Annotated in this window: 21 protein-coding genes; 17 read left to right on the top strand and 4 right to left on the bottom strand. The window is 58.2% G+C overall.

The genetic code is table 11. The features are described from left to right. The 5 genes from hisH to coaA are packed head-to-tail and all read left to right on the top strand — an operon-like array spanning window position 1 to window position 3,497. On the top strand, window positions 1-651 hold the full coding sequence (gene hisH, locus QRN55_RS21220; protein ID WP_284778210.1) for an imidazole glycerol phosphate synthase subunit HisH: 651 nt from the start codon (window positions 1-3) through the stop codon (window positions 649-651). A 1-nt stretch (window position 652) separates the two neighbouring features. Then, window positions 653-1,387 carry a 1-(5-phosphoribosyl)-5-[(5-phosphoribosylamino)methylideneamino]imidazole-4-carboxamide isomerase gene (gene hisA / locus QRN55_RS21225; protein WP_284778211.1) on the top strand — a complete coding sequence of 245 codons (735 nt, stop codon included), beginning with the start codon at window positions 653-655 and terminating at the stop codon, window positions 1,385-1,387. Then, window positions 1,384-2,160: an imidazole glycerol phosphate synthase subunit HisF gene (gene hisF, locus QRN55_RS21230; protein ID WP_284778212.1), complete on the top strand. Its 777-nt coding sequence runs from the start codon at window positions 1,384-1,386 to the stop codon at window positions 2,158-2,160. The genes hisA and hisF overlap by 4 nt, the downstream gene beginning before the upstream one ends. Before the next feature lie 15 nt (window positions 2,161-2,175). Beyond that, window positions 2,176-2,499 (top strand): phosphoribosyl-ATP diphosphatase, encoded by a 324-nt coding sequence (locus QRN55_RS21235; RefSeq protein ID WP_284778213.1) that lies wholly within the window; start codon window positions 2,176-2,178, stop codon window positions 2,497-2,499. 14 nt (window positions 2,500-2,513) lie between these two features. Continuing rightward, window positions 2,514-3,497: a type I pantothenate kinase gene (gene coaA, locus QRN55_RS21240; protein ID WP_233123521.1), complete on the top strand. Its 984-nt coding sequence runs from the start codon at window positions 2,514-2,516 to the stop codon at window positions 3,495-3,497. Here the strand turns inward: coaA and arfB are convergent. Continuing rightward, entirely contained in the window at window positions 3,494-3,928 is a 435-nt protein-coding gene (gene arfB / locus QRN55_RS21245) for an alternative ribosome rescue aminoacyl-tRNA hydrolase ArfB (protein WP_111841263.1), read from the bottom strand. The genes coaA and arfB overlap by 4 nt on opposite strands. A 110-nt stretch (window positions 3,929-4,038) precedes the next feature. Next, window positions 4,039-5,613: a phosphoenolpyruvate carboxykinase gene (locus tag QRN55_RS21250; RefSeq protein WP_502871358.1), complete on the bottom strand. Its 1,575-nt coding sequence runs from the start codon at window positions 5,611-5,613 to the stop codon at window positions 4,039-4,041. Window positions 5,614-5,989: 376 nt separating this feature from the next. Here QRN55_RS21250 and chvI point away from each other — a divergent pair, with 376 nt between their 5' ends. The 12 genes from chvI (at window position 5,990) to trxA (ending at window position 23,525) form a co-directional block, all read left to right on the top strand. Continuing rightward, window positions 5,990-6,715 carry a two-component system response regulator ChvI gene (chvI, locus tag QRN55_RS21255; RefSeq protein WP_103587306.1) on the top strand — a complete coding sequence of 242 codons (726 nt, stop codon included), beginning with the start codon at window positions 5,990-5,992 and terminating at the stop codon, window positions 6,713-6,715. Window positions 6,716-6,764: 49 nt separating this feature from the next. Continuing rightward, on the top strand, window positions 6,765-8,555 hold the full coding sequence (locus QRN55_RS21260; protein ID WP_233135619.1) for a sensor histidine kinase: 1,791 nt from the start codon (window positions 6,765-6,767) through the stop codon (window positions 8,553-8,555). Further along, complete coding sequence (locus QRN55_RS21265) at window positions 8,545-9,009, top strand: HPr kinase/phosphorylase (protein WP_284778215.1); 465 nt, start codon at window positions 8,545-8,547, stop codon at window positions 9,007-9,009. The genes QRN55_RS21260 and QRN55_RS21265 overlap by 11 nt, the downstream gene beginning before the upstream one ends. Window positions 9,010-9,134: 125 nt before the next feature. Then, a complete protein-coding gene (locus QRN55_RS21270) occupies window positions 9,135-9,536 on the top strand; it encodes a PTS sugar transporter subunit IIA (RefSeq protein ID WP_112501134.1) in 402 nt (133 codons plus the stop codon). Between the two features lie 14 nt (window positions 9,537-9,550). Continuing rightward, window positions 9,551-9,826: an HPr family phosphocarrier protein gene (locus QRN55_RS21275; RefSeq protein WP_111841266.1), complete on the top strand. Its 276-nt coding sequence runs from the start codon at window positions 9,551-9,553 to the stop codon at window positions 9,824-9,826. A 130-nt stretch (window positions 9,827-9,956) separates the two neighbouring features. Continuing rightward, window positions 9,957-11,357, top strand: a complete 1,401-nt coding sequence (gene ahcY / locus QRN55_RS21280; RefSeq protein WP_284778216.1) for an adenosylhomocysteinase — start codon at window positions 9,957-9,959, stop codon at window positions 11,355-11,357. Window positions 11,358-11,709: 352 nt separating this feature from the next. Beyond that, window positions 11,710-14,145, top strand: coding sequence for a sensor histidine kinase (locus tag QRN55_RS21285; RefSeq protein WP_284778275.1), 2,436 nt, complete (start codon window positions 11,710-11,712; stop codon window positions 14,143-14,145). Then, window positions 14,142-15,650, top strand: a complete 1,509-nt coding sequence (gene tsaE / locus QRN55_RS21290; protein WP_284778217.1) for a tRNA (adenosine(37)-N6)-threonylcarbamoyltransferase complex ATPase subunit type 1 TsaE — start codon at window positions 14,142-14,144, stop codon at window positions 15,648-15,650. Before QRN55_RS21285 ends, tsaE begins: the two co-directional genes overlap by 4 nt. A 15-nt stretch (window positions 15,651-15,665) precedes the next feature. Further along, window positions 15,666-16,397, top strand: coding sequence for a nucleotidyltransferase family protein (locus QRN55_RS21295; RefSeq protein ID WP_284778218.1), 732 nt, complete (start codon window positions 15,666-15,668; stop codon window positions 16,395-16,397). A 9-nt stretch (window positions 16,398-16,406) separates the two neighbouring features. Further along, the gene (addB, locus tag QRN55_RS21300) at window positions 16,407-19,583 is read left to right on the top strand and encodes a double-strand break repair protein AddB (RefSeq protein WP_284778219.1); all 3,177 of its coding nucleotides are present in this window, start codon (window positions 16,407-16,409) and stop codon (window positions 19,581-19,583) included. Further along, on the top strand, window positions 19,573-23,127 hold the full coding sequence (gene addA, locus QRN55_RS21305; protein WP_284778276.1) for a double-strand break repair helicase AddA: 3,555 nt from the start codon (window positions 19,573-19,575) through the stop codon (window positions 23,125-23,127). The genes addB and addA overlap by 11 nt, the downstream gene beginning before the upstream one ends. Before the next feature lie 77 nt (window positions 23,128-23,204). Continuing rightward, a complete protein-coding gene (trxA, locus tag QRN55_RS21310) occupies window positions 23,205-23,525 on the top strand; it encodes a thioredoxin (RefSeq protein ID WP_111841273.1) in 321 nt (106 codons plus the stop codon). A gap of 99 nt (window positions 23,526-23,624) precedes the next feature. On the opposite strand, the gene QRN55_RS21315 is transcribed toward trxA, so the two are convergent. Both QRN55_RS21315 and accD read right to left on the bottom strand, forming a co-directional pair. Next, window positions 23,625-24,968, bottom strand: coding sequence for a bifunctional folylpolyglutamate synthase/dihydrofolate synthase (locus tag QRN55_RS21315; RefSeq protein WP_284778277.1), 1,344 nt, complete (start codon window positions 24,966-24,968; stop codon window positions 23,625-23,627). Between the two features lie 33 nt (window positions 24,969-25,001). Further along, complete coding sequence (gene accD / locus QRN55_RS21320) at window positions 25,002-25,895, bottom strand: acetyl-CoA carboxylase, carboxyltransferase subunit beta (protein WP_284778220.1); 894 nt, start codon at window positions 25,893-25,895, stop codon at window positions 25,002-25,004. Between the last annotated feature and the right edge of the window lie 17 nt (window positions 25,896-25,912).

Below are 25,912 nucleotides of genomic sequence, written 5' to 3' on the forward strand. Positions count from 1 at the left end.
ATGCGTGTGGTAATTATCGATTATGGCTCCGGCAACCTTCGTTCGGCGACCAAGGCGTTTGAGCGCGCAGCAGCCGAAGCTGGCATTAACGCGACGATCGAACTGACCGACAAGCCGGACCATGTCGCCTCCGCAGATCGTATCGTTCTACCAGGCGTTGGCGCTTACGCCGATTGCCGCGCAGGCCTGGATGCCGTCACCGGCATGCATGAGGCAATGATCGAAGCGGTCGAAACCCACGGGCGTCCGTTCATGGGTATCTGCGTCGGCATGCAGTTGATGTCGTCGCGCGGGCTGGAAAAGACGACGAGCCAGGGCCTTGGCTGGATCGAAGGCGACGTGGTCGAAATGACCCCTTCCGATCCAGACCTGAAAATCCCGCAGATCGGCTGGAATACGCTTGACTTGCACCGCCCTCACCCGCTGTTTGATGGCATAAAGACTGGCGCGGATGGCCTGCACGCCTATTTCGTGCACTCCTATCACCTCGCCGCCAAACATGCAGACGATGTGATCGCCACCACCAATTACGGTGGCGCGATGACGGCATTCGTGGGTCGTGACAACAAGGTCGGGGCGCAATTCCACCCGGAAAAAAGCCAGACGCTCGGCCTTGCCCTTATTTCGAATTTCCTGCGCTGGAAGCCTTGATATGATCCTTTTTCCCGCAATCGACCTCAAAGATGGCCAGTGCGTTCGCCTCAAGCTTGGCGATATGGATCAGGCCACTGTCTACAACACAGACCCCGGCGCGCAGGCCAAAGCCTTCGAAGACCAAGGGTTCGAATGGCTGCATGTCGTGGATTTGAACGGGGCTTTCGCAGGCCAGACCGTCAATGGCGATGCCGTGGATGCCATTTTGAAGTCCACGAAAAATCCGGTTCAGCTTGGCGGCGGTATTCGCACGCTTGATCATATCGAGGCGTGGCTTTCGCGCGGTCTCGCCCGCGTTATTCTCGGCACGGTTGCCGTGCGTGATCCTGTTCTGGTCATCGAGGCCTGCAAGCGTTTTCCCGGGCAGGTCGCCGTCGGCATCGATGCCAAGGGCGGCAAGGTTGCGGTCGAGGGCTGGGCGGAAGCCTCCGAGCTTGGCGTGATCGAGCTTGCCCAGCGCTTCGAGGGTGCTGGCGTAGCGGCCATCATCTACACCGATATCGATCGCGATGGCATTCTGGCCGGTATCAATTGGGCCTCCACGCTGGAACTGGCGGATGCCGTTTCCATTCCGGTCATCGCCTCCGGCGGTCTTGCCTCGATGGACGACATCAAGCGCATGCTTGAGCCCGATGCGGTCAAGCTGGAAGGCGCCATCTCCGGTCGCGCCCTCTATGACGGCCGTATCGATCCGGTCGAAGCGCTCGCCATGATCAAGGAGGCACGCGCATGACGCTGAAAGCCCGTATCATTCCCTGTCTCGATGTTAAGGACGGACGCGTCGTCAAAGGCGTTAATTTCGTCGATCTCATCGACGCAGGTGATCCCGTAGAAGCGGCAAAGGCTTACGATGCAGCCGGTGCCGACGAGCTCTGCTTCCTCGACATTACGGCGTCCTCTGACAATCGTGATACGATTTTCGACGTCGTCTCGCGGACAGCAGACCACTGCTTCATGCCGGTGACGGTCGGCGGTGGCGTGCGCGCAGTTGGCGATATCCGCAAACTTCTGCTGTGTGGTGCTGACAAGGTTTCGATCAACTCTGCCGCCGTCAAAGACCCTGATTTTGTCGCGCGTGCTGCGGATAAATTCGGCAACCAGTGCATCGTGGTGTCGATCGACGCGAAAAAGGTTTCCACCAGCGACGAGGCTGACAGGTGGGAAATCTTCACCCATGGTGGTCGCCAGCCAACCGGCATCAATGCGGTGGAATTTGCGATTAGCATGGTCGAGCGCGGCGCAGGCGAATTGCTCATCACCTCTATGGACCGGGATGGCACCAAAAGCGGTTATGACATTGCGCTGACGCGCACTATTGCCGATCAGGTGCGTGTGCCCGTCATCGCATCTGGCGGCGTCGGCACGCTGGATGATCTCGTTGCCGGCGTGAAAGAAGGCCATGCTACCGCTGTGCTGGCAGCCTCCATCTTCCACTTCGGGACCTATTCCATCGGCGAAGCGAAAGCCTATATGGCAGACCATGGCATAGCCATGCGTCTCGATTGATCGGGGAAACGACCCATGACGAATTTTTCCCTTTCCGATCTCGAGCGTATCGTCGCGGACCGCGCCAGTGCCTCTCCCGACCAGTCCTGGACGGCCAAGCTTTATGCTGCAGGCCAGATGCGTGCGGCGAAAAAGCTCGGCGAAGAGGCGGTGGAAACGGTGATTGCCGCCATTTCCAACGACCGCAAAAACCTGACCGATGAGGCTGCGGACCTTTTGTACCACCTGCTGGTGGTGCTGAAGATCGCCGATATACCGCTTTCCGACGTGTTGTCCGAACTGGAACGTCGTACGGGACAATCAGGCATTCAGGAAAAGGAATCGAGGCCCGCACAATGACGACGTTGGCACGCATGGGAGGACAAGGCATGCCAAACACGCTCGATCATTTCCGACCCGATGAATATTCACCCTACCACTTCTTCAGCTCCGACGAATGGTCGAAGTTCCGCGCCGACACGCCCTTGACGCTGACGACGGATGAGCTGAAACGCCTGCGTTCGCTCAACGACCCCATCGATATCGATGAAGTCCGGCGTATCTATCTCTCGCTATCGCGCCTGCTCTCCACCCATGTCGAAGCATCGCAGCTTCTGTTCGACCAACGCAATCAGTTCCTCAACATGGAGGGCGTCGCCAAGACGCCCTTCGTTATCGGCATCGCCGGGTCTGTCGCGGTTGGAAAATCAACGACGGCCCGTATCCTGAAAGAGCTGCTGGCGCGCTGGCCTTCCAGCCCGAAAGTCGATCTCATCACTACGGACGGCTTCCTCTATCCCAACGAGGTGTTGAGACGCGACAATCTGATGGAGCGGAAGGGCTTTCCCGAAAGCTACGATATCGGCTCGCTGCTGCGCTTCCTGTCAGCCATCAAGGCCGGGCAACCGGATGTCAAAGCCCCCAGCTATTCGCACCTCACATACGACGTCATACCCAACGAATATACGACCATAGACAGGCCGGACATCCTGATTTTCGAAGGCATCAACGTGCTGCAATCGCGCGATTTGCCGGAGGGCGGGCGCATCGTGCCGATCGTTTCGGATTTCTTCGACTTCTCGATCTATATCGATGCGGATGAGGCGCTCATTCACAACTGGTACGTCAAACGCTTCATGAACCTGCGTCAAACCGCGTTTCGCGATCCCTCTTCCTACTTCAACCGCTACGCCTCGATTTCCGAGGAAGCGGCGCTGGCGATTGCCGAGGGTCTTTGGGAAAACATCAACCTGAAAAACCTGCGGCGCAATATCGTTCCGACACGGCCAAGGGCTGATCTCATTTTGCGCAAGGGCCAGAACCACCTGATCGACACGGTAGCATTGCGCAAGCTCTAATCGTTATCGGGCCTGCCGCGCATTTTCTTCACATCGGATCGCCCGGATTTGGCTTTAAGCCGTCTTTCGACCGAGCCTTTGGTCGGCTTGGTCGCCCGCCGCGTCGGTGGCGGTGGTTCGGCAGCTTTCAGAACCAGTTCTTTCAGTCGCTCTCGTGCATCTTCCCGGTTGCGCTCCTGCGTGCGAAACCGATTGGCTTCGATCATCAGGACGCCTTCTTTCGATACGCGTCTGCCGCCGAGTTTGATCACGTTCTCCTTGATACGGTCAGGCAGCGACGGCGAACCGGCCACGTCGAAGAATAGCTGAACGGCGGTGGAGACCTTGTTGACATTCTGCCCGCCGGGCCCGCCAGCCAGCACGAATTGCTCCGTCAGTTCCCATCCGGCAATCGTAATTCTGTTGCTGATCAATAGTGCGGCGCTGGCCATGTCTTTTCTCCGGCAGCGGTGATGCCACAGATTTCCACGAATGAAAACCATGCCCGTCAAACGAAAAACCCGGCACTAGGCCGGGTTTGTCAATTCATCAGTCGGATCGATTATTCTGCGGCGATCAGCAGGCCGGGAGCCGCATCGCGAACCTTGCTGTCCACATGGTCTTCGAACTTGGTGAAGTTCGTGACGAACATGGAAACGAGCTTCTTGGCCTGCGCATCGTAGGTGGCACCGTCTGCCCATGTCGAACGCGGATCGAGAATTGCGCTGTCGACACCTTCCAGTGCAGTTGGAACTGCGACACCAAAATTCGCATCGGTGCGGAACTGAGCGTTCTTCAACTCGCCTGTCAGCGCTGCGGTCAGCAGGGCGCGCGTCGCCTTAATGGGCATACGCTTGCCGATGCCGTAGGCGCCACCGGTCCAACCGGTGTTGACGAGCCAGCAATCCACGCCGTGCTTGCCGATGAGATCGCGCAGCAGATTACCGTATTCTGCCGGGTGGCGCGGCATGAACGGTGCGCCGAAGCAGGTGGAGAATGTCGCTTCCGGTTCCGTCACGCCTTTTTCAGTGCCCGCAACCTTTGCCGTGTAACCGGAGAGGAAGTGGTACATGGCCTGCTCAGGCGTCAATCGGGCGATTGGCGGCAGCACGCCGAAAGCATCCGCCGTCAACATGATGATCGTCTTGGGATGGCCAGCGATGCCTGTTTCCGAAGCATTCGGAATGAAGTGCAGCGGATAGGCACTGCGGGTGTTTTCCGTCAGCGAATTGTCGTTGAAATCCGGAACGCGGTTTTCATCGAGAACGACGTTTTCCAGCACCGTGCCGAAGCGGCGGGTTGCAGCATAAATCTCAGGCTCGGCTTCCGCCGAAAGCTTGATGGCCTTGGCGTAGCAGCCGCCTTCGAAGTTGAAGATGCCGTCGTCGCCCCAGCCATGTTCGTCATCACCGATCAGTGTGCGCGATGGGTCGGCAGACAATGTGGTCTTGCCGGTGCCCGACAGGCCGAAAAATACGGCCGCGTCACCATCAGGACCGACATTGGCAGAGCAATGCATCGGCATGACGCCCTTGGCAGGCAGCAGGTAATTGAGAACGGTGAAGACCGACTTCTTGTTTTCGCCGGCATAGGATGTGCCGCCAATCAGAACCAGACCCTTGGACAGATCGCAGGCGATCACGGTTTCAGTGCGCACACCGTGGCGGGCGGGATCGGCCTTGAAGCTCGGCAGGTTGATGATCGTCAGCTTCTGCTTGAAGGAGCCGAGTTTTTCGCGCGCAGGGCGGATCAGCAGGTTGCGGATGAACAGGCCGTGCCAGGCAAGTTCGGTCACAACGCGGGTTGGAAGCGCATTGTCTTCATCCGCGCCACCGATCAGGTCCTGCACGTAAAGCGTCTTGCCGGCAGCATGTGCCAGCATGTCCTTGTGGAGGATGTCGAAGTGTTCTGGCGACAGGGGCTTGTTGTTGTCCCACCAGATGCTGTCTTCCGTGGAGGCGTCGCGAACGACGAACTTGTCCTTGGGCGAACGGCCCGTATGCTGGCCGGTTACTGCACGCAAAGCGCCGTCTGCGGTGACATCGGCTTCGCCGTTGCGGATCGCCTCTTCGTACAATTCGCTCTCGATGAGGTTGTAGTGCACGACAGAAACGCCGGTCAAACCGAGTGCCGACACTCCATTTTCTGGATTATGTACTCCAAGTTCTTTCACGGGCACGTTCCTTTTTAAAGACGAAATGATCCAAATTTTCCCGGAAATTAATCCGCGTTTTAAAAAAACACAAGCCGAGAACATGGAATAATTCAACAATTTCAATATATTAATCGATTTAAAAGATTTTATTTCATTTTAAATCGGTTTAGTCGGCGTTCTAAACCGACAATGCGCCGGTTCAGGAAATTTACTGCCAAGGATTGCCGCCGGAATATCCGCATTTGCCCTTTGCCACAATTTGTTCCACCTTTATACTCAAGAGAAAGGCTCACGGCGCGCAACCTTGGCTGGGGTGGATGTCGGGAGTATAGATTAAATGACGATGGAGACCAATTTTATGCAAACAATTGCGCTTGTGGACGATGACCGAAATATTTTGACTTCGGTGTCGATCGCGCTGGAAGCAGAAGGTTATAAGGTCGAAACGTATACGGACGGAGCATCTGCTCTGGATGGGCTGGTCGCACGTCCACCGCAGCTGGCAATTTTCGATATCAAGATGCCGCGTATGGATGGCATGGAACTCCTGCGCCGCCTGCGCCAGAAATCCGATCTTCCCGTAATCTTCCTCACATCGAAGGACGAAGAGATAGACGAATTGTTCGGTCTCAAGATGGGTGCCGATGATTTCATCACCAAGCCTTTCTCGCAGCGCCTTCTCGTCGAGCGGGTCAAGGCGATCCTTCGCCGTGCCAGCAGTCGCGATGCCGCGGTTCCCGGTGCAAGCCCCCTCAAGCCGACGGCAGACCAGCAGGCGCGTACGCTGGAACGCGGACAGCTTGCCATGGATCAGGAACGTCATACCTGCACTTGGAAAGGTGAGCCTGTGACTTTGACGGTCACAGAGTTCCTCATCCTTCATTCGCTGGCACAGCGCCCCGGCGTCGTCAAAAGCCGCGATGCGCTGATGGATGCCGCCTATGACGAGCAGGTCTATGTGGACGACCGCACCATCGACAGCCACATCAAGCGCCTGCGCAAGAAGTTCAAGCTGGTCGATAACGACTTCGATATGATTGAAACGCTCTACGGTGTAGGATATCGCTTCCGCGAAGCAGCCTGATATCAGGCAAGGATAACGCCGCGACCATCAACGGCGCCGAGGGACAACGTTGCTGAACAAGACGCAGGAAAGCGTATCGGATCAAACCGATGCCGACGATCGTGAGAGCGGTCGCCGGTATCGTATTCATCCGTTGACGATTATCCGCCGTATCTTCGGCAATGCCGTCTTCTCCAGCCTGACGCGGCGCATCCTGTTCTTCAACGTTGCGGCAACCGTGGTTCTAGTCGGTGGTATTCTCTACCTCAACCAGTTCCGCGAAGGACTGATCGATGCGCGTGTCGAAAGTCTTCTGACCCAGGGCGAAATCATCGCGGGCGCGATATCCGCGTCTGCGTCTGTGGACACCAACTCCATCACCATCAATCCAGAAAAGCTGCTGGAGTTGCAGGCGGGCCAGAGCATCACGCCGGTTCCAAATGACGAGGATCTGAGTTTTCCGATCAACCCGGAGCGCGTGGCACCCGTCCTGCGACGGTTGATTTCCCCGACCCGTACCCGCGCCCGGCTTTTCGATGCAGACGCCAATATCCTGCTCGATTCGCGGCATCTTTACTCGCGCGGTCAGGTGCTGCGTTACGATCTGCCGCCCGTCACGCCTGAGACCCAGACCTGGGGCGAGTGGTTTGCCAGCGTTTTCAACCGTATGCTTCAGCCGAGCAGCCTGCCGCTCTACAAGGAAACGCCCGGCGGCGATGGCTCGATCTACCCTGAAGTCATGAACGCCCTGACCGGTGTGCGTGGTGCGGTGGTGCGCGTAACCGAGAAAGGCGAATTGATCGTTTCGGTCGCAGTCCCCGTGCAGCGTTTCCGTGCCGTCCTTGGCGTGTTGCTTCTGTCTACGCAGGCGGGCGACATCGACAAGATCGTCCACGCCGAACGTCTTGCCATCATGCGTGTGTTCGGCATTGCGACGCTGGTCAATATCGTCCTGTCCTTACTATTGTCGTCCACCATCGCCACGCCTCTGCGTCGCCTCTCTGCGGCAGCGATCCGTGTACGCCGTGGTGCCAAGGCACGTGAGGAAATCCCGGACTTTTCAGCGCGTCAGGATGAAATCGGCAACCTTTCCATCGCTCTTCGCGAGATGACCAATGCGCTCTACGACCGCATCGACGCCATTGAAAGCTTTGCCGCCGATGTCAGCCATGAGCTGAAGAACCCGCTGACATCGCTGCGCAGCGCCGTGGAAACCCTGCCGCGGGCCAAAACCGAAGAATCCAAGCAGCGTCTGACCGAGATCATTTTCCACGATGTCCGCCGTCTGGATCGTCTGATCAGCGACATCTCCGACGCGTCGCGTCTGGATGCAGAGCTTGCCCGCGTCGACGCTTCACCGGTCGATCTGGAGGTACTGTTAAGCAATCTGGTCGAGATTTCCCGCCAGATCAGTGCCAAGAAAAAAAGCGTCACCATCGATTATGTCGTGGACCATAAGCCCGGCACCAAGGTCAGCTATGTCGTCAACGGACATGATCTGCGGATCGGCCAGATCATCACCAACCTTATCGAGAATGCACGTTCTTTCGTCTCGCAGGATGGTGGACGGATCGTCGTGCATCTCCTACGCCAGAAAGACCGCTGCATCGTGCGGGTCGAGGACAACGGCCCCGGCATTCAGGCGGAAGATATCGATCGTATCTTCGAGCGCTTCTACACCGACCGTCCTGCAAGCGAAGGCTTCGGGCAGAATTCCGGCCTTGGCCTCTCCATCAGCCGCCAGATTGCCGAAGCCCATGGCGGCACGTTGAAGGCAGACAACATCATCGACAAATATGGCGTGATTTCCGGTGCGCGCTTCAGCCTGTCGCTTCCTGCCGCGCATAGTCATGAGCGCTGAGCGAACCAATATCCACGCCACCGCTATTGTCATCGGCAAGACGGGCCTGTTGTTCGTCGGTCCATCAGGCAGCGGGAAAAGCGAGCTCGCCTTCAGTTTCATGACGGAGGCGCAGCGATGCGGCCTCGAGACCGCGCTCATTGCAGACGATCAGGTTTTCATGACGTGCCGTGATGGGCGCGTGACCGTGGAGCGACCCGAGGCCATCGCGGGCCTTCTCGAACTGCGCAGCAGCGGCATCATCACCATGAAAAGCGTCGCATCCGCTGTGATGAACTACGCCGTGACCACCGAACCAAACCCAGAAATGCCCCGCTTGCCGCCGACAGGTGAGGTTTTTCAACTGGGCCTTAATGCGTCCCTGCCGTTGCTGCGCATTCCGCGCGACAGCATCATGCCCTATGGAAAATTTGCTGCACTTGCTCAGAATCTTTTCATAACCAAGGGAATGTGAACGAAAATCCAGCAATTTGGGGCTTGCGCTTCGGATTTTCCTCATCAAGATGTGGCCCCACCGATGGACATGATTGCGGCATTGCGATAGTCGGCAATCAAGGTGCGTGTGCAAGGGAGCATTTCATGATCGGACTAGTGCTTGTCACCCATGGCAAGCTGGCCGAGGAGTTTCGTCACGCTGTAGAGCATGTGGTCGGCCCTCAGAAATTGATCGAGACGGTCTGTATCGGTCCCGAAGATGACATGGACCAACGTCGCCAGGATATTCTGGACGCCGTCACGCGCGCAAATGACGGCAACGGTGTCATCATTCTGACTGACATGTTCGGTGGAACGCCCTCCAATCTGGCCATATCGGTGATGAACGGTGGCAGTGTCGAAGTCATCGCGGGTGTCAATCTTCCGATGCTGATCAAACTTGCGGGCATTCGCATGGAAGATAACATGGAGAAGGCCTTGCAGGAGGCCTCGGATGCTGGCAGAAAATATATCAACGTCGCCAGCCGCGTTCTCAGCGGCAAATAAAGAAAATAGCTGGAATGTCGCCTCTTTCGCGGGAATTGCTGATTGTTAACAAGCGTGGCCTCCACGCCCGCGCATCTGCGAAATTCGTTCAGATGGTCGACAGTTACGATGCCGCTATCACCGTGTCCAAGGATGGCATGACAGTCGGCGGCACATCCATCATGGGTCTCATGATGCTGGCAGCCAGCCCCGGCTGCACTGTGGTGGTCGAGGCTAGCGGAAATCAGGCAGCCGAAGCGCTGGCCGCACTCGAAGCACTGGTGGCAGACCGCTTCGGCGAAGAAGTTTGATAACCACGACATATAAAGACATAAAGACTTCTTTATATCCTTATTGCCAGATTAGCCTCAGCCTGCTACACCGCAGCCTATATTTTCGAGGCAGCGGCTGGCCCCTGCCATCTTTGAGCAGGAGACATCTATGAGCGCTGAAAAAGACTACATCGTCGCCGACATCAACCTTGCAGACTATGGCCGCAAGGAACTGGACATTGCCGAAACCGAAATGCCGGGCCTGATGTCCTGCCGCGAAGAATTCGGCCAGACCAAGCCTTTGAAGGGCGCACGGATTTCCGGTTCGCTTCACATGACGATTCAGACCGCCGTTCTGATCGAGACCCTTAAGGAACTGGGCGCCGACATTCGCTGGGCATCCTGCAACATTTTCTCCACGCAGGACCACGCCGCCGCTGCCATCGCTGCAACCGGCATTCCGGTTTTTGCCGTCAAGGGTGAGAGCCTGACCGAATACTGGGAATACACCGACAAGATCTTCCAGTGGGCCGATGGCGGCGTTTCCAACATGATCCTTGATGATGGCGGCGATGCCACCATGTACATCCTTCTTGGCGCACGCGCTGAAGCCGGTGAGGACGTTCTGTCCAAGCCAGATTCCGAGGAAGAAGAAATCCTTATTGCCCAGATCAAGAAGCGCCTCGCCGCTTCGCCAGGTTGGTTTACGAAGCAGCGCGATGCGATCAAGGGCGTCACCGAGGAAACCACGACGGGCGTTCACCGCCTCTACGACCTCAGCAAGAAGGGCCTTCTTCCCTTCCCTGCGATCAACGTCAATGACAGCGTCACCAAGTCGAAATTCGACAACAAGTACGGCTGCAAGGAATCGCTGGTCGACGGCATTCGTCGCGCCACCGACGTGATGATGGCCGGCAAGGTTGCCGTCGTCTGCGGTTACGGCGATGTGGGCAAGGGTTCCGCCGCTTCGCTTCAGGGCGCTGGCGCTCGCGTCAAGGTCACCGAAATCGACCCGATCTGCGCGCTTCAGGCTGCCATGGATGGTTTTGAAGTCGTTCGTCTGGAAGACGTCGTTGCTTCCGCTGACATCTTCATCACCACGACCGGCAACAAGGACGTGATCCGCATCGAGCATATGCGCGAGATGAAGGATATGGCCATCGTCGGCAATATCGGCCACTTCGACAATGAAATTCAGGTTGCTGCGCTCAAGAACCTGAAGTGGACCAACATCAAGCCGCAGGTCGATATGATCGAGTTCGCCAAGGGCAACCGCATGATCCTTCTGTCTGAGGGACGTCTGCTGAACCTCGGCAACGCCACGGGTCACCCATCCTTCGTCATGTCTGCATCCTTCACCAACCAGGTGCTGGGTCAGATCGAGCTGTTCACGAAGCAGGGCGAATACAAAAACGACGTTTACGTGCTGCCAAAGCACCTCGACGAGAAGGTCGCACGCCTGCATCTGGAGAAGCTGGGCGTGAAGCTGACAGAACTTTCTGAAGTTCAGGCTGATTATATCGGCGTGTCCAAGACCGGTCCGTTTAAGGCTGAACACTACAGATATTGATTGTATGGTTAATATCCACACATAATGCACTAGATATGGACATCGCGGACTTGACAAAGTCCGCGATTTCTTTTTAGCGCCCTCCCTTCCCGGTGGTTTCCTAAGGCGGTATTGTCACAAGACTTGATTCGTGCGCGGGCATGCGTGCGGAAATGGGATGTCTTGTCGAAGATGCGGCACATAGGACGGAGACAGACCGGGGATGACGGTAGACGATTCAAGCTCGCAAAAGCGGGCAAAAGACAACGTGCGGTCGGGTAGCAATGATGCGCCTGTGCCAGGACGTTTGACGACAACGCTGATCGGCACTGCGGGCTTTGTTCGCAGGAAGGCTGTCGCGTTTTCCGCTCTTATGGCGGGCACGATCCTGAGCGGTTTTGCGGCTGTGGCGCACGCCCAGCAAAATCTGGTTCTGCGCACGGGAGAGCGGCTTTTCTCCTCGTCGGAAACCATCATCTATTCCCTGTTCATCGGCATTGTCTCTGCGACGCTGTTTTCGATTGTCTGGCTCGTTCGCCAGCGTGGGAACATCGAGGCGGAAACCAGTGAGTATCGCGCCGCACTTGCGGAAGCAAACGCCAAGATTTCCAAATACGAAGCCCTGATTTCCGACAAGTCCAGACGGATCGTCATCTGGGAAAGCGCCAGCGACCGGCCTGAGTTCATCGGCCAGTTGCCGCCTGAAACAGGCATGCCGCAGGCTGATCAGGATTTCCTCGCCTTCGGGCGCTGGCTTCGGCCAACCTCAGCCTCCCCGTTGGAAAAGGCGATCGAGAAACTCCGCAGCCATGCGCAGAGCTTCGACCTGACGATTGAAACACAGCGCGGCGAAGTGATCGAAGTTCAGGGTCGGGTTTCGGGTGGAAAAGCCTTTGCCCGTTTTGTCGCGCTCAACAATCTGCGCGCAGAACTTGCCGAACTTCAGGTGGAGCGCGAGCGGCTTGTCTCCTCGATATCGACGTTCCAGGACCTTCTCGATTCCATCGAGCAGCCCGTCTGGCGGCGCAATTCCGATGGACAGCTCATATGGGTCAACCATGCCTATGCGCAGGGTGTGGATGCCCGCAGTCCAGAGCAGACGATCACCGAACAGCGTGAGCTGCTCAATACGGTCACGCGTCAGAAAATCCGCGCAAGTGCGACGCCTGAGTCTCCCTATCACGACCGCATTTCCACCGTGGTTTCCGGCAACAGAACATTCTTCGATGTCGTTGACATCAAGACGTCGGGCGGTTCCGCCGGTATCGCTATCGATACGACGGAAGCGGAGACGGTTCGCGAAGAGCTGAAACGCACGCTGAAAAGCCATGCCGAAACGCTGGATCATCTGGCAACGCCCGTCGCCATCTTCGACGGTCGGCAGCGGCTGCAATTCTATAATCAGGCTTTCGTCAGCCTCTGGGGATTGGATCTGGTTCTCCTGGAATCCAAGCCCGATAATTCGGAGCTTCTGGATCGCCTGCGGTCCCTTGGCAAGTTGCCGGAACAATTGAGCTGGAAGAGCTGGAAGGAAACCGCGCTCTCCGTCTATCGCTCCCTCGATACCAAGACCGATCTGTGGCACCTGCCCAACGGCCAGACCCTGCGCGTTATCGCGACCGCGCACCCGCAAGGTGGCGCAACCTGGGTGTTCGAAAACCTGACAGAGCAGGTCGATCTGCAGATGCGTTACAACACGCTGGTCAAGGTTCAGGGCGAAACCATCGACCATTTGGCCGAGGGCGTTGCCGTGTTCGGTGCCGATGGTCGAATCCGTCTGTCCAACCCGGCCTTCCGTGCGTTGTGGGCGATTACCGCCGATGAGGCTGCGGCGGGCAAACACATTCGCTCCATCGAAGACGTCTGCGCACAGTCCTACGACAAGCCAGATGGCTGGCGCGCCTTCAGCCAGTTTATCACCAGTTTCAATGACGAGCGTCTGTCCAAGCAGGGAACGCTTGAGCTTCTATCCGGTCTGGTGCTGGATTACGCGATCATTCCTTTGCCGGATTCGCAGACCATGCTGACCTTCGTCAATATGACGGACAGCGTGCGGGCCGAGCGGGCGCTTAAGGAAAAGAACGAGGCACTGCGCAAGGCCGACGAGCTCAAGAACGATTTCGTCCAGCATGTGTCCTACGAACTGCGCTCGCCATTGACCAATATCATCGGCTTTACCGATCTTCTCAAGACGCCCGGCATGGGTGATCTGTCCGAGCGGCAGGCGGAATATCTCGACCATATTTCCACGTCGTCCTCGGTTCTTTTGACCATCGTGAACGATATTCTCGACCTTGCGACCGTGGATGCCGGTATCATGCATCTCAACTACACCGAAAACGATCTGAACGAGCTTCTCGAAGACGTGTCGGTACAGATAACCGACCGCCTGCAAGAAAGTGGCGTTTCGCTTGAAATCGTGGCTCCGGCGCATCTGGGCGCCATTCTCGCGGATCATCAGCGCCTCAAACAAATCCTTCTCAAGCTGCTGACCAACGCGTCGAATTTCGCCCCAGAAGGCTCCGTGGTGACGCTTACGTGCAAGCGCACGGAAGGTGATTTCGTGTTCTCTGTTGCCGATCAGGGTCCGGGTATTCCCGAGGAGATGCTGAAAACGGTGTTCGATCGCTTCTCGACCCATGGGAATGGTGGCCGTCGCACCGGTGCAGGTCTTGGCCTTTCCATCGTGGAAAGCTTCGTCAGCCTGCACAGCGGCCAGGTCACAATCGACAGCCGCCCCGGTGAGGGTACGGTGGTTAGCTGCCGCATTCCATCCGGCGCGCACCCGCATGCCATCGCCGCAGAATGAACGACACGGTTTCTCCTCTGTCCATTTTTCTCGCCGGTGAAGCAGATACGATCAGGCTCGGCGAAGAGCTGGCGCTGACAGTGCGACCCGGCGATTGCATCGCGCTTGTCGGGGACTTGGGCGCTGGAAAATCCACTCTGGCACGCGCGCTTATTCGAGCCATCGCCGATGACGACCAGATGGAGGTCCCAAGCCCGACCTTCACCATCGTCCAGACCTATGCGCTGCGTTTTCCCGTCGCTCATCTCGACCTCTACAGACTGTCGGATGTTTCCGAACTGGATGAGCTCGGTATCGACGAAATGCTGTCGGATGGCGTCTGCCTGATCGAATGGCCGGAGATCGCCTCCAGCGAATTACCCAGCAACAGCACCATCATTCTGCGCCTCACGCATCAGGACGAAGGACGTGTCGCGACAGTCGAAGTGCCGCCGCGCCAGAAAGCCCGACTGGACAGGGTCCTTGCCATCCGCACGTTTCTGGAAGCTGCAGGTCAAACGGACGCGACACGACGATATTTCAGTGGCGATGCTGCATACCGAACCTACGAATCCCTGCGCAACGGCGATGAGCAGTATTTGCTGATGGACTGGCAACCGCCGCCAAGGGGCCCGATTATTCAGGACGGCAAGACCTATGCCGAAATCGTGCATCTCGCGCGTGAGGTGACGCCCTTTGTCGCGCTCGATCATTATCTCACGGAGAACGGGTTTTCGGCACCGGTTATCCTCGCGCAGGACTTGGAGAGTGGATTATTGCTCCTTGAGGACATGGGCCGTGAGGGCGTGCTGGACGGCGACGGAAAACCTATCGAGGACCGTTACCTCGAAAGCGTCGCCTGTCTGGCCAAACTACACGAGACCATCGCGCCCGGCCCGATTACAATGAGCAACGGCGCTGTCTACACCGTTCCCAATTTCGACCCTGCCGCCATGAAGATCGAGACATCTTTGTTGCTGGACTGGTATGTGCCACATATCCGCAACGATGCGATTGACGAGCGCGAACGGCAAAGGTTTTTCAAGGCTTGGGATCAATTGATCGAAAAGCTCTCGGACGCCGAAACCGGGCTTCTCCTGCGCGATTTCCATTCGCCCAACATTATCTGGCAACCCGATCAATCGGGAACATCTCGGGTCGGTCTGATAGATTTTCAGGACGCGATGATCGGGCCAACGGCCTATGATATGGCCTCGATTATACAGGATGCACGCGTTACGATTTCACCTGATTTGCAGGCCAGAATGATGGAGCGCTATCTTGGCATTCGCCGCAAAAATCCCGGTTTCGATGAAAAGTCGTTCCTGAAGGCCTTCGCCATCATGGCGGCCCAGCGCAATTGCAAGCTGGTCGGCATCTGGGTGCGGCTGATGAAGCGTGATGGCAAGCCGCATTACATGCAGCACATGCCGCGTACCTTTTCCTACCTGCGTTCCGCGCTTGCGCATCCAGAACTGGCGCCGCTGGGCGACTGGTTCACCGATGCAGGCATCGATCTTCATTAACAGCGAAGTGTTCCCATGACGATCAGACAAGCAATGGTGCTCGCCGCTGGCCTCGGCACCAGAATGCGCCCGATTACCGATACGATCCCGAAGCCTCTGGTGCGGATCGCCGGCAGACCTATGATCGATTACGTGCTCGATGCGCTGGTCGAAGCTGGTGTCGAAACTATCGTCGTCAATGTCCATCACCATGCCGAACAGATGATTGCCCATCTCGCAACGCGTAAGGACGTGGACATCAGGATTTCGGACGAGACTGCCCAACTGATGAATTCCGGTGGTGGACTTGCCAAAGGGCTGAAGCTTCTGGAGCCCGGCCCTGTGCTCGTCATGAATGCGGACCTGTTCTGGGTTGGTGAAATCGCCGGTCAACCCAGCAATCTGCACAGGCTTGCAGAATTTTTCGACCCCGCGATCATGGATATGGCCATGCTCTGTGTCGATATGGATCGCACGACCGGGCACAATGGCAAGAAGGACTTCAACCTCGCCGAGGATGGCCGCCTGACCCGCTACAACGAGGGTGAGCCGCATCCGGTCGTCTATGCCGGGGCCATCGCGATGGATACGCGTCTGCTCAATGACGCACCTGCCGATGCATTCAATCTCAACATCTATTTTGACCGTGCTATTTCAGATAACAGGCTTTTTGGTCTTTCGCTTGACGGTCAATGGATTACCGTCGGCACGCCGGATGCTATAGAGGATGCAGAGCGCACCATCGCGGCCACCAAAATCGACAAGTGAGACCACCCATTGGCGCATGCCAAGCGAATCCTGACCATCGCCCCCGGAACGCCATTTTTGAAAACGCTGGCGGAAAGCCTGTGCGATGGACGTCTGACGCCCGCCTTTCATTATGATGCTGCCGATCCGCTTTCGCTGGCAAAGGTCACGATCTACGTCCCGACCCGCCGCTCGGCCCGTGTCCTGCGCTCGGAATTCGTCGATCTCTTGGGTGGTCGTTCCGCCATCCTGCCGATCATAAGACCACTCGGCGAAACGGACGACGACAGCGGATATTTCGATATCGAAACACCCGCAACAATCGATCTCGCGCCACCGATTTCGAGCACGGCACGGCTGGTGGAGCTGGCGCGTCTCATTCTCGTTTGGCGCAACAGCCTGCCGGACGCCATCCGCGCCGTGCACTCCGATTCGCCTCTAGTTGCCCCCGCAAGCCCTGCCGATGCCATCTGGCTGGCGCGCGCGCTTGGCGAAGTCATCGACGCCATGGACACCGAGGACCGGGACTGGGATGCACTCGCGAAACTTGATACCGCAGACCATGCGCAGTGGTGGCAACTGACGGCAGACTTCCTCAAGATCGCCAGCATCTTCTGGCCCGCCCGCCTTGGGGAACTGAACAAATCGTCTGCCGGACGACACCGCAACGCGATTTTGCGCGCGGAGGCCGGGCGTCTCGCAAAGATCGGGTCTAGCGATCCCATCATCGTTGCAGGGTCCACCGGCTCCATTCCGGCAGCCGCCGATCTCATTGCCGCTGTCGCTGCCCTGCCGCAGGGCATCGTGGTGCTGCCCGGGCTCGATACGGAAATGCCGGAGGAGCAGTGGCAGGACATCAACGAAAGCCCTGATGACCCGTCCACCCGCACCCATTCGCAATATGGTCTCTTCGTCCTGCTGCAAAAGCTCGGTGTCTTGCGCGATGATGTCGAGCAGATAGGGACGGTGGATAGCGATCTGCAAAACCGCGCGGCGATCTTTTCCACAGCCCTTGCCCCTGCCAAGGCGACCAGCGAGTGGAATGAATGGCGGGGCGACAAGAGCGAGGTCTTCTTCGACGACGCGTTTTCTTCCGCAGCCATCATCGAGGCCGCCAATGAGCGGGAGGAAGCGACAGCAATTGCCATTGCGCTTCGCCTGGCACTCGAAAAACCCGGCAGCGGCCTCCAGTCGCAAGCTGCTCTGATTACGCCCGATCGCGGACTGGCGCGCCGTGTTGCGACAGAACTTGCCCGGTTCGGCATCGAGGCTGATGATTCTGCCGGTACTCCACTCTCTGCCACGCCGCAGGCAGGTCTTCTCCAGCTTGCCCTCGAGGCGATTTTACGCCCGGGCGATCCGGTGGCGGTCATGTCCCTGCTGAAACACCCGCTCTCGCGTTTCGGACTGGCGGTCGATGCCGTCCCCAACGCCGTTGCGGGTCTGGAGCTTCTGGCATTGCGGGGTGGCAGAACCGAAACTACGCTCGATACGCTGGACGTGCTGTTGCAGCAGCAACTGACCTTGCATAGAAAGGACCGGCACGCGCCGCAATGGCGTAAGGCTCTGTCACCGGATGTCGAGCAGGCTGCCGCCGATCTGGCCGGGCGCATAAAGCTGGCAATCGATCCGCTGGACTCTGCATTCATTCGCAAGGACCCGGTCAGCGGACGTCTGACCGAGCGCCTCACGCTGTCGGATTGGGCAGAGCGAACGGGCCGCGTGCTTGAATCCTTTTGCATGGATGAGCGCGGTGATCTCGCAAGCCTCTGGTCCGGCGAAGCGGGTGAAAAACTGTCTGGCCTGCTGACGGAACTGATGGACTGCGGCGGCGTTCTGGAAGCCGATGGCCCGCAGTGGATCGATATCATGACGGCTTTGATTGCAGGCGAATCGATCAAGCCGCGCGCCATGCGTCACCCGCGTGTGTTTATTTTCGGTGCTCTCGAAGCCCGTCTTCAGGCTGTCGATACGGTCATCATTGGCGGCCTGAACGAAGGTATCTGGCCCGGCCAGACCGCCAACAATCCGTTCCTGTCGCGCAATATGAAAACCGCAATCGGTCTGGAGCCGCCTGAGCGGCGGATCGGGCAACTGGCGCATGACTTCGAGATGGCAAACGGCACGCGACAGATATTCTACAGCCGCGCGCTGCGTCAGGGATCGACGCCCGCCGTTGCCTCACGATGGCTCCAACGCCTTCTGGCCCTCGGTGGCGAAACATTTGGAGAAACCTTGAAGGCACGCGGCGCGACCTACCGCCATTGGGCCGCCATGCTGGACGAGCGCGAGAGCCAACCGCCAGCCAAGCGCCCTGCCCCGACACCGCCCGCGGATTTGCAGCCGAAATCCTATTCTTTCAGCGAAGTCGGCAGGCTTCGCCGCGATCCCTACTCCATCTATGCGCGTCGCATTCTCAAACTCGATCCGCTGGATGAGTTCAATCGCGATCCCGGCGCCTCCGATCGGGGCACGCTGTATCACCGCATCATGGAAAATTATGCGCGCGAAGAGCACCTACCCGGTACACCCGCTGCCGAGGCCGCGATGTCTCGCGTGCTGCATGCTTGCTTCGACGCGGAAAAACTGCCCCCGCATATCGATGTCGTATGGAGACCCCGGTTCGAGGCGGTTGCGCGGGAGTTTCTGAAGTGGGAAACGGACAGACGCCAACTGATCAAGCGCAGCCACATCGAAGCGCGCGCCGGGCAGGAGATTGCCGAGGCGGGCATCCGCCTCACCGGCGTTGCCGACCGCATCGACATCAAGACATCCGGCAAGGCCGATATCATCGACTACAAAACCGGTCTTTCGCCCTCGGTCAAACAGGCCCGCTCCCTGCTCGACCCACAACTGTCGCTGGAAGCGGCGGCCTTGATGCGCGGTGCCTTCCGCGATACTGGATCGCCGGTGCCGGAGGACCTGATCTACGTTCGCCTGCGCCCGGGTGAACGATTCGGAACCGATACGATCAACAATGAACATGCCAAATCGACTGCCAAGACCGCGCCGAAATCGGCAGCGGAACTGGCGACGGACGCCATCGACCAGCTTTCCAAATTCGTGATCTCGCTGCGAGAAGGCAAAAACGGCTTCGTATCTCGACTGATACCCGAGGAGCAGCAAAGCTATGGCGGCGAATATGATCACCTTGCCCGCGTCTCCGAATGGTCCACCGCAGAACCGGGAGATGGCGATGCTGAATGACGTTATCGACCACGGTCCCGAGCGCGATGATCCGACGAGTTGGATCGACTGGACGAGCAGACAACAGACGAGGGCATCAGATCCGACAAGCTCTGCCTGGGTGTCGGCCAATGCCGGCTCCGGCAAGACGCACGTCCTGACGCAGCGTGTCATCCGCCTGCTATTGGCCGGATGTCGGCCATCCGCCATTCTCTGCCTGACCTACACCAAGGCGGCAGCGTCGGAAATGTCGAGCCGCGTGTTCGACCGTCTCGCAGACTGGGCAACGCTCTCCAATGCCGATCTCAGCCAGCGCATCGCTGCTATCGAAGGGCGCGTACCCGATCTTATCAAGCTGAAGGAAGCCAGACGCCTGTTTGCCAAGGCGCTGGAAACGCCCGGCGGATTGAAAATTCAGACTATTCACGCTTTTTGCGAAGCGCTTCTGCACCAGTTTCCATTGGAAGCCAATGTCGCCGGGCATTTTTCGGTGCTGGATGATCGCGCGGCAAGCACCATTTTGGCCGAGGCCCGGCGGACGCTTTTGACCGCTGTTTCCCTGGAGGTGGACCAGCCACTCGCCCAGGCGCTTGCCTATGTTCTCGATGCCGCCGACGAGACAGGCCTCGAATCTCTATTGAGCGCCATCGTCGCCAACCGGAATGCCATCCGCGGCTTTCTCGATACGGCCCGCAGCCATGGCGGCATCGACGCGACACTTCGCTCGCGCGCTGGCGTGGGCGCAGAGGAAACCGAACAGACGGCAGCGGCTTCCTATTGGCCCCTGCCCGGTCTTTCCGGCCTGTCGCTGGACACCTATCTAACGCTGGCTGACGAGGTTGGCGGATCACGTGTGATCGATGTCGCCTACGCGCTTCGCGAGGCAAGCCGTACCACGGATGTTTTCAAACGCGTCGACTTCATCGAAGTAGCACTGCTGACCTCGCAGGGTGCGCCGAAATCCGACACCTATGTCATCAACAAGGCCATGCAGAAATCCGCGCCCGGTCTGCTGGACGATCTGACGCTTGCACGCGCGCATGTCGTCGCCTGTCGTGATCGTTACCGCACACTTCGCATGCTAGAAGCGACGAAACACGCGCTGACCCTCGCTGAACGCCTGATCGGCGATTTCGAGGATTTGAAGAAGCAGCGCAGCCAGCTGGATTTCGAAGACCTGATCGAGCGTGCCGCCACGCTTCTCAACCGCGACACGGCAGGCGCCTGGGTTCATTACAAGCTGGATCAGGGCATCGACCACATTCTGGTGGACGAAGCACAGGATACGAGCCCGGTGCAATGGACGATCATCCAGTCGCTGGCAGCCGACTTCTTTCACGGAAACACCGCGCGTGAAGGTCGTCGCACTGTGTTTGCCGTGGGTGACGAAAAGCAGTCGATCTATTCGTTTCAGGGCGCCAGACCCGAACGCTTCTCCCAGGAAAGCCGGGAAACGCAGCAACGCGTCAGGGCCGTGGAACAGACGTTCCATTCCGTGCGTCTGCCCCTTTCATTTCGTTCCACCGACGACGTGCTGGCCGCCGTCGATCAGGTTTTCTCCGTTCCCGAACATGCCGAGGGCTTGAGCGCAGAAAACGAACCCGTCGAGCACCGCTCCAACCGCCAGGGACAGGCGGGTACCGTCGAGCTTTGGGATATGGTCGCAGCCGAGCCGGTGGAAAACGAAGGGGACTGGACGGCTCCCTTCGACGCCCTGCGGGAAAGCGCACCGCCCGCCATCGTAGCCCGCCGGATTGCGGCGCGGATCGCCGAAATGATCGGTACGGAAACGATTGTCGAAAAAGGCGTGGAGCGCGTCATCGAGGCAGGCGATATTCTCGTTCTGGTCAGAAAGCGCCACGCCTTTGTCAACGCGCTGACCCGCGAGTTGAAGCAGCGCAAAAACATTCCCGTCGCCGGTGCCGATCGGCTGCGGCTGACCGATCACATTGCCATTCAGGACCTGCTGGCGCTGGGTCGTTTCGTGCTGTTGCCGGAAGATGATCTATCACTGTCCGCCCTGCTCAAGAGCCCGCTTTTCAACCACACTGAAGACGACATTTTCGAATTGGCGGCACTGCGCGCAGCCGACACTAGTGTGTGGCAGCATTTGCAGGCCATCTCGACCGGAGAAGCCAACCGCTTCAAAGCGTCCGTTTCTCTGCTGACCCATTTCATAACCCTGTCGAAGACGCAGACCATCCATGATTTCTTCGCCGCTGTGCTGACACTGCACCAGGGGCGAGCGCGGTTTCTGGCCCGGCTGGGCAATGAGGCGAGCGATGTGCTTGACGAGTTCCTGTCCTTCGCGTTGGACCATGAGAAGACCGGCCTGCCCGGCCTGCAATCCTTCATTTCGGTCATGGAGACCGATGCACCAGAGATCAAGCGTGAGCAGGACAAGGAGCGCGGCGAAGTCCGCATCATGACCGTTCATGCGTCCAAGGGTCTGGAGGCACCTGTCGTGTTTCTGGTGGATGGCGGCTCCAAAGCCTTCATTCACAGCTACCTGCCCAAGCTGCGTTTCGTTGAGACAACCAATGCCGCCCTACCCATCTGGCTACCCGGCAAGGGTTTCGATAATGCACTGGTTTCCAAAGACGAGGACCGTCTGAAGCTTTCGTCGGAACAGGAATATCGACGCCTGCTCTATGTTGCGATGACGCGCGCCGCCGACCACCTGATCGTCTGCGGTTATCGCGGTCCTCGCGAAAATCCCGATTGCTGGCACGCCATGATCGCTCGTTCTCTCGCTGCCGACGAGACACGCTGCAAGCGGCAGGCGTTTGCGGCAGGCGGAGAAGAATGGGATGGCCTTCTCTGGCACTCCACCAGCCGGGAGACAAAGGCGGTCGGCAGGATCGCGCCACCTGAACTGCCGGTGCGTGACGCCCTGCCTGCATCCTTGATGACGCCATTGCCGCCGTCGCCTTCGCTGCCACGCCCACTCAGCCCCTCCGGTGCCGGTACGATCATCGATGATGGCTCCGAGGATTTGTTGGTCAGTTCACCGCTGTTTACAAAGCCCGAAGTGTCCTCTGGTCTGGCACTCCAGCGGGGCCGTCTGGTGCACCGAATGTTGCAGACACTGCCGGATTATCCGCCGGAAGAGCGTCCGACCGCTGCCCGACGATATGCAGAGCGTGCCGCGCGATTCTGGCCGGATTTGGAGCGAGAAAAGCTTATTGCCTCGACGCTCGCGGTTCTATCAGAGCCCGCGATCCAACCTGCCTTTGCGGCAAACAGCCGGGCGGAAATCTCCATCATGGGAACGTTGCGTCTGGGCAGACAGGACTTCGCCGTGTCAGGCCGGATAGACCGTCTGGCGGTGGAGGATGATCGGGTCATTCTCGTCGATTACAAGACCAACCGCGTACCGCCACCAAACGACGCGGCCATCCCCTTTGCACATAAGGCGCAGCTTGCAATCTACAAAAGCATTTTGGAGCCGCTCTACCCCGGCAAGACCTTTACCTGCGCGTTGATCTATACGGAAAACGCCTCCTTCATGCCATTGAGCGAGGAGGCGTTGCACGCGGCCCTTGCTGCAATCGAGACAAAGTGAGATACCGGGCATTGAAATTGCCCGCCGCCAGCATCACATGCTTGCCAACAAGATCTCTGACAAAAGGAGAGCCACCGATGGCTACCGTGAAAGTCGATACATCCAATTTTCAGTCTGAAGTTCTGGACTCCGCAGAGCCCGTCGTCGTTGATTTCTGGGCGGAATGGTGCGGCCCATGCAAGATGATTGCTCCAAGCCTTGAGGAAATTGCGACCGAACTTGCTGGCAAGGTCAAGGTTGTCAAGCTCAACATTGATGAAAATCCAGAGCTTGCAGCACAGTTCGGCGTTCGCTCGATCCCGACGCTTGCCATGTTCAAGGGCGGCGAAGTCGCCGACATCAAGGTTGGCGCCGCACCAAAGACGGCTCTCTCTGCCTGGATTTCTAGCGCAGCTTGATTTGAGCGAGACAGTAAAATGAGAAAAGCCCGGTTGTTACCGGGCTTTTTTCGTTTCACCCGGATCGTATCCACGGTGACAGTGGCGAGGTTATCGTTCCTACTTCGGAACCGTCCCGTTGAACGCAAGCGCATTGCCCGCCAGATATAGCGATCCACCGATCAGAATGCGCGGCGCTGGTTTGCCCGGTATGATGCGCTTCTTCAGCTCTTCCAGTGCTTCTTCGATGGACGACGTCGGGGCCGCGACCAGACCAGCATCGAACACCGCATGCGCCAGCACGACCGGATCGATTGCAGCGTCCGTGCCATGGATCGGCACGGTAAACACGTATTCGGCGATATCGGCGAAAGCCTTGAAGTAGCCGACCTGGTCTTTCGTATTGATCATGCCGGCGATGAGCACGAGCGGTCTCGCCTGCTTTTCCTCGAAACCCGCCATGGCCTCGGCAATCACCTCACCCGCGCCGGGATTGTGGCCGCCATCGATCCAAATCTCCGATCCCGGAGGCGCAAGATCGACAATGTGGCCGGTCTTGATGCGTTGCAGTCGGCCCGGCCATTCGACCGATGCCATGGCCGTCTCGATCATCTTGTCCGTCACTTCGAAGCCAGCGGCCTTGACGGCGCGAATGGCGGCAGCGGCGTTGGCGAGTTGATGGCGACCCGGAAGACGCGGCAGTGGCGCGTCTACGAGGCTGAATTCATCCTGATAAACCATACGGCCGAATTCTTCATGGGCGGAAAAATCCTGACCGTAAACGGCAGTTGGGCATCTCAGGCGCTCTGCCGTGTGCACCAGCACATCCAGCGCCGCGTCATATTCCTGATGCCCGATCACGACAGGTGATCCCGATTTCATGATCCCGGCTTTCTCGGCAGCGATCAGTTCGACGCTGTCACCGAGATAGGCCTGATGATCGAGCGAAATGGGCATGATGATTGACACAGCAGGATTGGCGATGACATTGGTCGCATCGAAACGACCACCCAGCCCGACCTCAAGGATCGTGACATCTGCTGGATGCTCTGCAAACAACACGAAGGTCACGGCCGTCAGGATTTCGAAAACGGTGATCATCTGGCCGTCATTGGCCTCGGCCACACGCTCTAGCGCGTCGGCCAGAACCGCATCCTCGACATAGCGCCCTTTTTCGCCTCTGACGCCGATGCGATAGCGTTCGTACCAGTTCACGAGATGCGGAGAGGTGTGGACATGGACGGCAAGGCCTGCCGCCTCAAGAATCGCGCGGCTGAACGCCGTTACCGATCCCTTGCCGTTCGTACCGGCCACATGGATGACCGGTGGCATCCTTTTATGGGGATTGCCCAGCTTCTCCAGAAGACGGGTTATTCTGTCGAGTGAGAGATCGAAGCCCTTGGGGTGGAGCCCCAAGAGCCTCTCGATAATCCGTTCGGCCTCGCTGGAAGCGGGCGTGGTCATATCCGTCATCCGCCCCTCCTGAGCCCGTTTCTATCAGGCGGACGCAGCCAACGGCAGGACGTCTTTCGACGCGTTCGCGGGCGCCTTTGTCATGATCTTCAGCAAGCTGGCCAGTGTATCGGGAATCTCGCGACGATCGATGACCATGTCGACCATGCCGTGATCCAGCAGATATTCCGATGTCTGGAAGCCCTCGGGCAGCTTTTCGCGGATCGTCTGTTCGATGACGCGCTTGCCTGCAAAACAAATCTCGGCACCGGGCTCGGCAATGTGCACATCGCCCAGCATGGCGTAAGAGGCCGTAACACCGCCCGTTGTCGGGTTGGTGAGCACGACGATGTATGGCATACCAGCTTCTTTGAGCATGTTGACCGCAACCGTTGTGCGCGGCAGCTGCATCAAAGACAGAATGCCTTCCTGCATGCGTGCGCCACCGGAGGCCGGGAACATCACGACAGGGCAACGCTCTGAAATGGCGCGCTCGAAGGCCTTGACAATGGCTTCGCCAGCGGCGATGCCGAGCGAACCGCCCATGAACTGGAACTCGTGCACGATGGCAACGATCTTCAAGCCCTGGAGCTTGCCGACGCCGGCCAGAATCGTGTCTTCTTGCTCGGTCTTCACGCGGCTGTCGCGCAGACGCTCGGAATATTTTTTGGAGTCGCGAAACTTCAGGGGGTCCTGAGCCACTTTCGGCTGGACCAGCGCTTCGTAGACCCCGCCGTCGAACAGGTCTTCAAGACGTGCTTTCGCAGGCATCTTCATGTGAAAACCGGAGGCCGGGATGACCCACTTGTTTTCTTCAAGGTCCTTGTGGAAGACCATCTCGCCCGTCTCGGGGCACTTGATCCAGAGGTTTTCCGGGGTCTCGCGGCGGCCAAGCATGGAGTTGATCCGAGGCCGTACGTAGTTGGTGATCCAATTCACGTCTAATACTCCTGACT

The sequence above is a fragment of the Agrobacterium sp. lyk4-40-TYG-31 genome (assembly GCF_030209855.1).
Taxonomy (GTDB): Bacteria; Pseudomonadota; Alphaproteobacteria; order Rhizobiales; family Rhizobiaceae; genus Agrobacterium; species Agrobacterium vaccinii.

What these genes read in the sequence shown, in the direction of transcription:
- hisH (WP_284778210.1), top strand. Translation starts at nt 1, where the DNA reads ATGCGTGTGGTAATTATCGATTATGGCTCCGGCAACCTTCGTTCGGCG.
- hisA (WP_284778211.1), top strand. Translation starts at nt 653, where the DNA reads ATGATCCTTTTTCCCGCAATCGACCTCAAAGATGGCCAGTGCGTTCGC.
- hisF (WP_284778212.1), top strand. Translation starts at nt 1,384, where the DNA reads ATGACGCTGAAAGCCCGTATCATTCCCTGTCTCGATGTTAAGGACGGA.
- QRN55_RS21235 (WP_284778213.1), top strand. Translation starts at nt 2,176, where the DNA reads ATGACGAATTTTTCCCTTTCCGATCTCGAGCGTATCGTCGCGGACCGC.
- coaA (WP_233123521.1), top strand. Translation starts at nt 2,514, where the DNA reads ATGGGAGGACAAGGCATGCCAAACACGCTCGATCATTTCCGACCCGAT.
- arfB (WP_111841263.1), bottom strand. Translation starts at nt 3,928, where the DNA reads ATGGCCAGCGCCGCACTATTGATCAGCAACAGAATTACGATTGCCGGA.
- chvI (WP_103587306.1), top strand. Translation starts at nt 5,990, where the DNA reads ATGCAAACAATTGCGCTTGTGGACGATGACCGAAATATTTTGACTTCG.
- QRN55_RS21265 (WP_284778215.1), top strand. Translation starts at nt 8,545, where the DNA reads ATGAGCGCTGAGCGAACCAATATCCACGCCACCGCTATTGTCATCGGC.
- QRN55_RS21270 (WP_112501134.1), top strand. Translation starts at nt 9,135, where the DNA reads ATGATCGGACTAGTGCTTGTCACCCATGGCAAGCTGGCCGAGGAGTTT.
- QRN55_RS21275 (WP_111841266.1), top strand. Translation starts at nt 9,551, where the DNA reads ATGTCGCCTCTTTCGCGGGAATTGCTGATTGTTAACAAGCGTGGCCTC.
- ahcY (WP_284778216.1), top strand. Translation starts at nt 9,957, where the DNA reads ATGAGCGCTGAAAAAGACTACATCGTCGCCGACATCAACCTTGCAGAC.
- QRN55_RS21285 (WP_284778275.1), top strand. Translation starts at nt 11,710, where the DNA reads ATGGCGGGCACGATCCTGAGCGGTTTTGCGGCTGTGGCGCACGCCCAG.
- tsaE (WP_284778217.1), top strand. Translation starts at nt 14,142, where the DNA reads ATGAACGACACGGTTTCTCCTCTGTCCATTTTTCTCGCCGGTGAAGCA.
- QRN55_RS21295 (WP_284778218.1), top strand. Translation starts at nt 15,666, where the DNA reads ATGACGATCAGACAAGCAATGGTGCTCGCCGCTGGCCTCGGCACCAGA.
- addA (WP_284778276.1), top strand. Translation starts at nt 19,573, where the DNA reads ATGCTGAATGACGTTATCGACCACGGTCCCGAGCGCGATGATCCGACG.
- trxA (WP_111841273.1), top strand. Translation starts at nt 23,205, where the DNA reads ATGGCTACCGTGAAAGTCGATACATCCAATTTTCAGTCTGAAGTTCTG.
- QRN55_RS21315 (WP_284778277.1), bottom strand. Translation starts at nt 24,968, where the DNA reads ATGACCACGCCCGCTTCCAGCGAGGCCGAACGGATTATCGAGAGGCTC.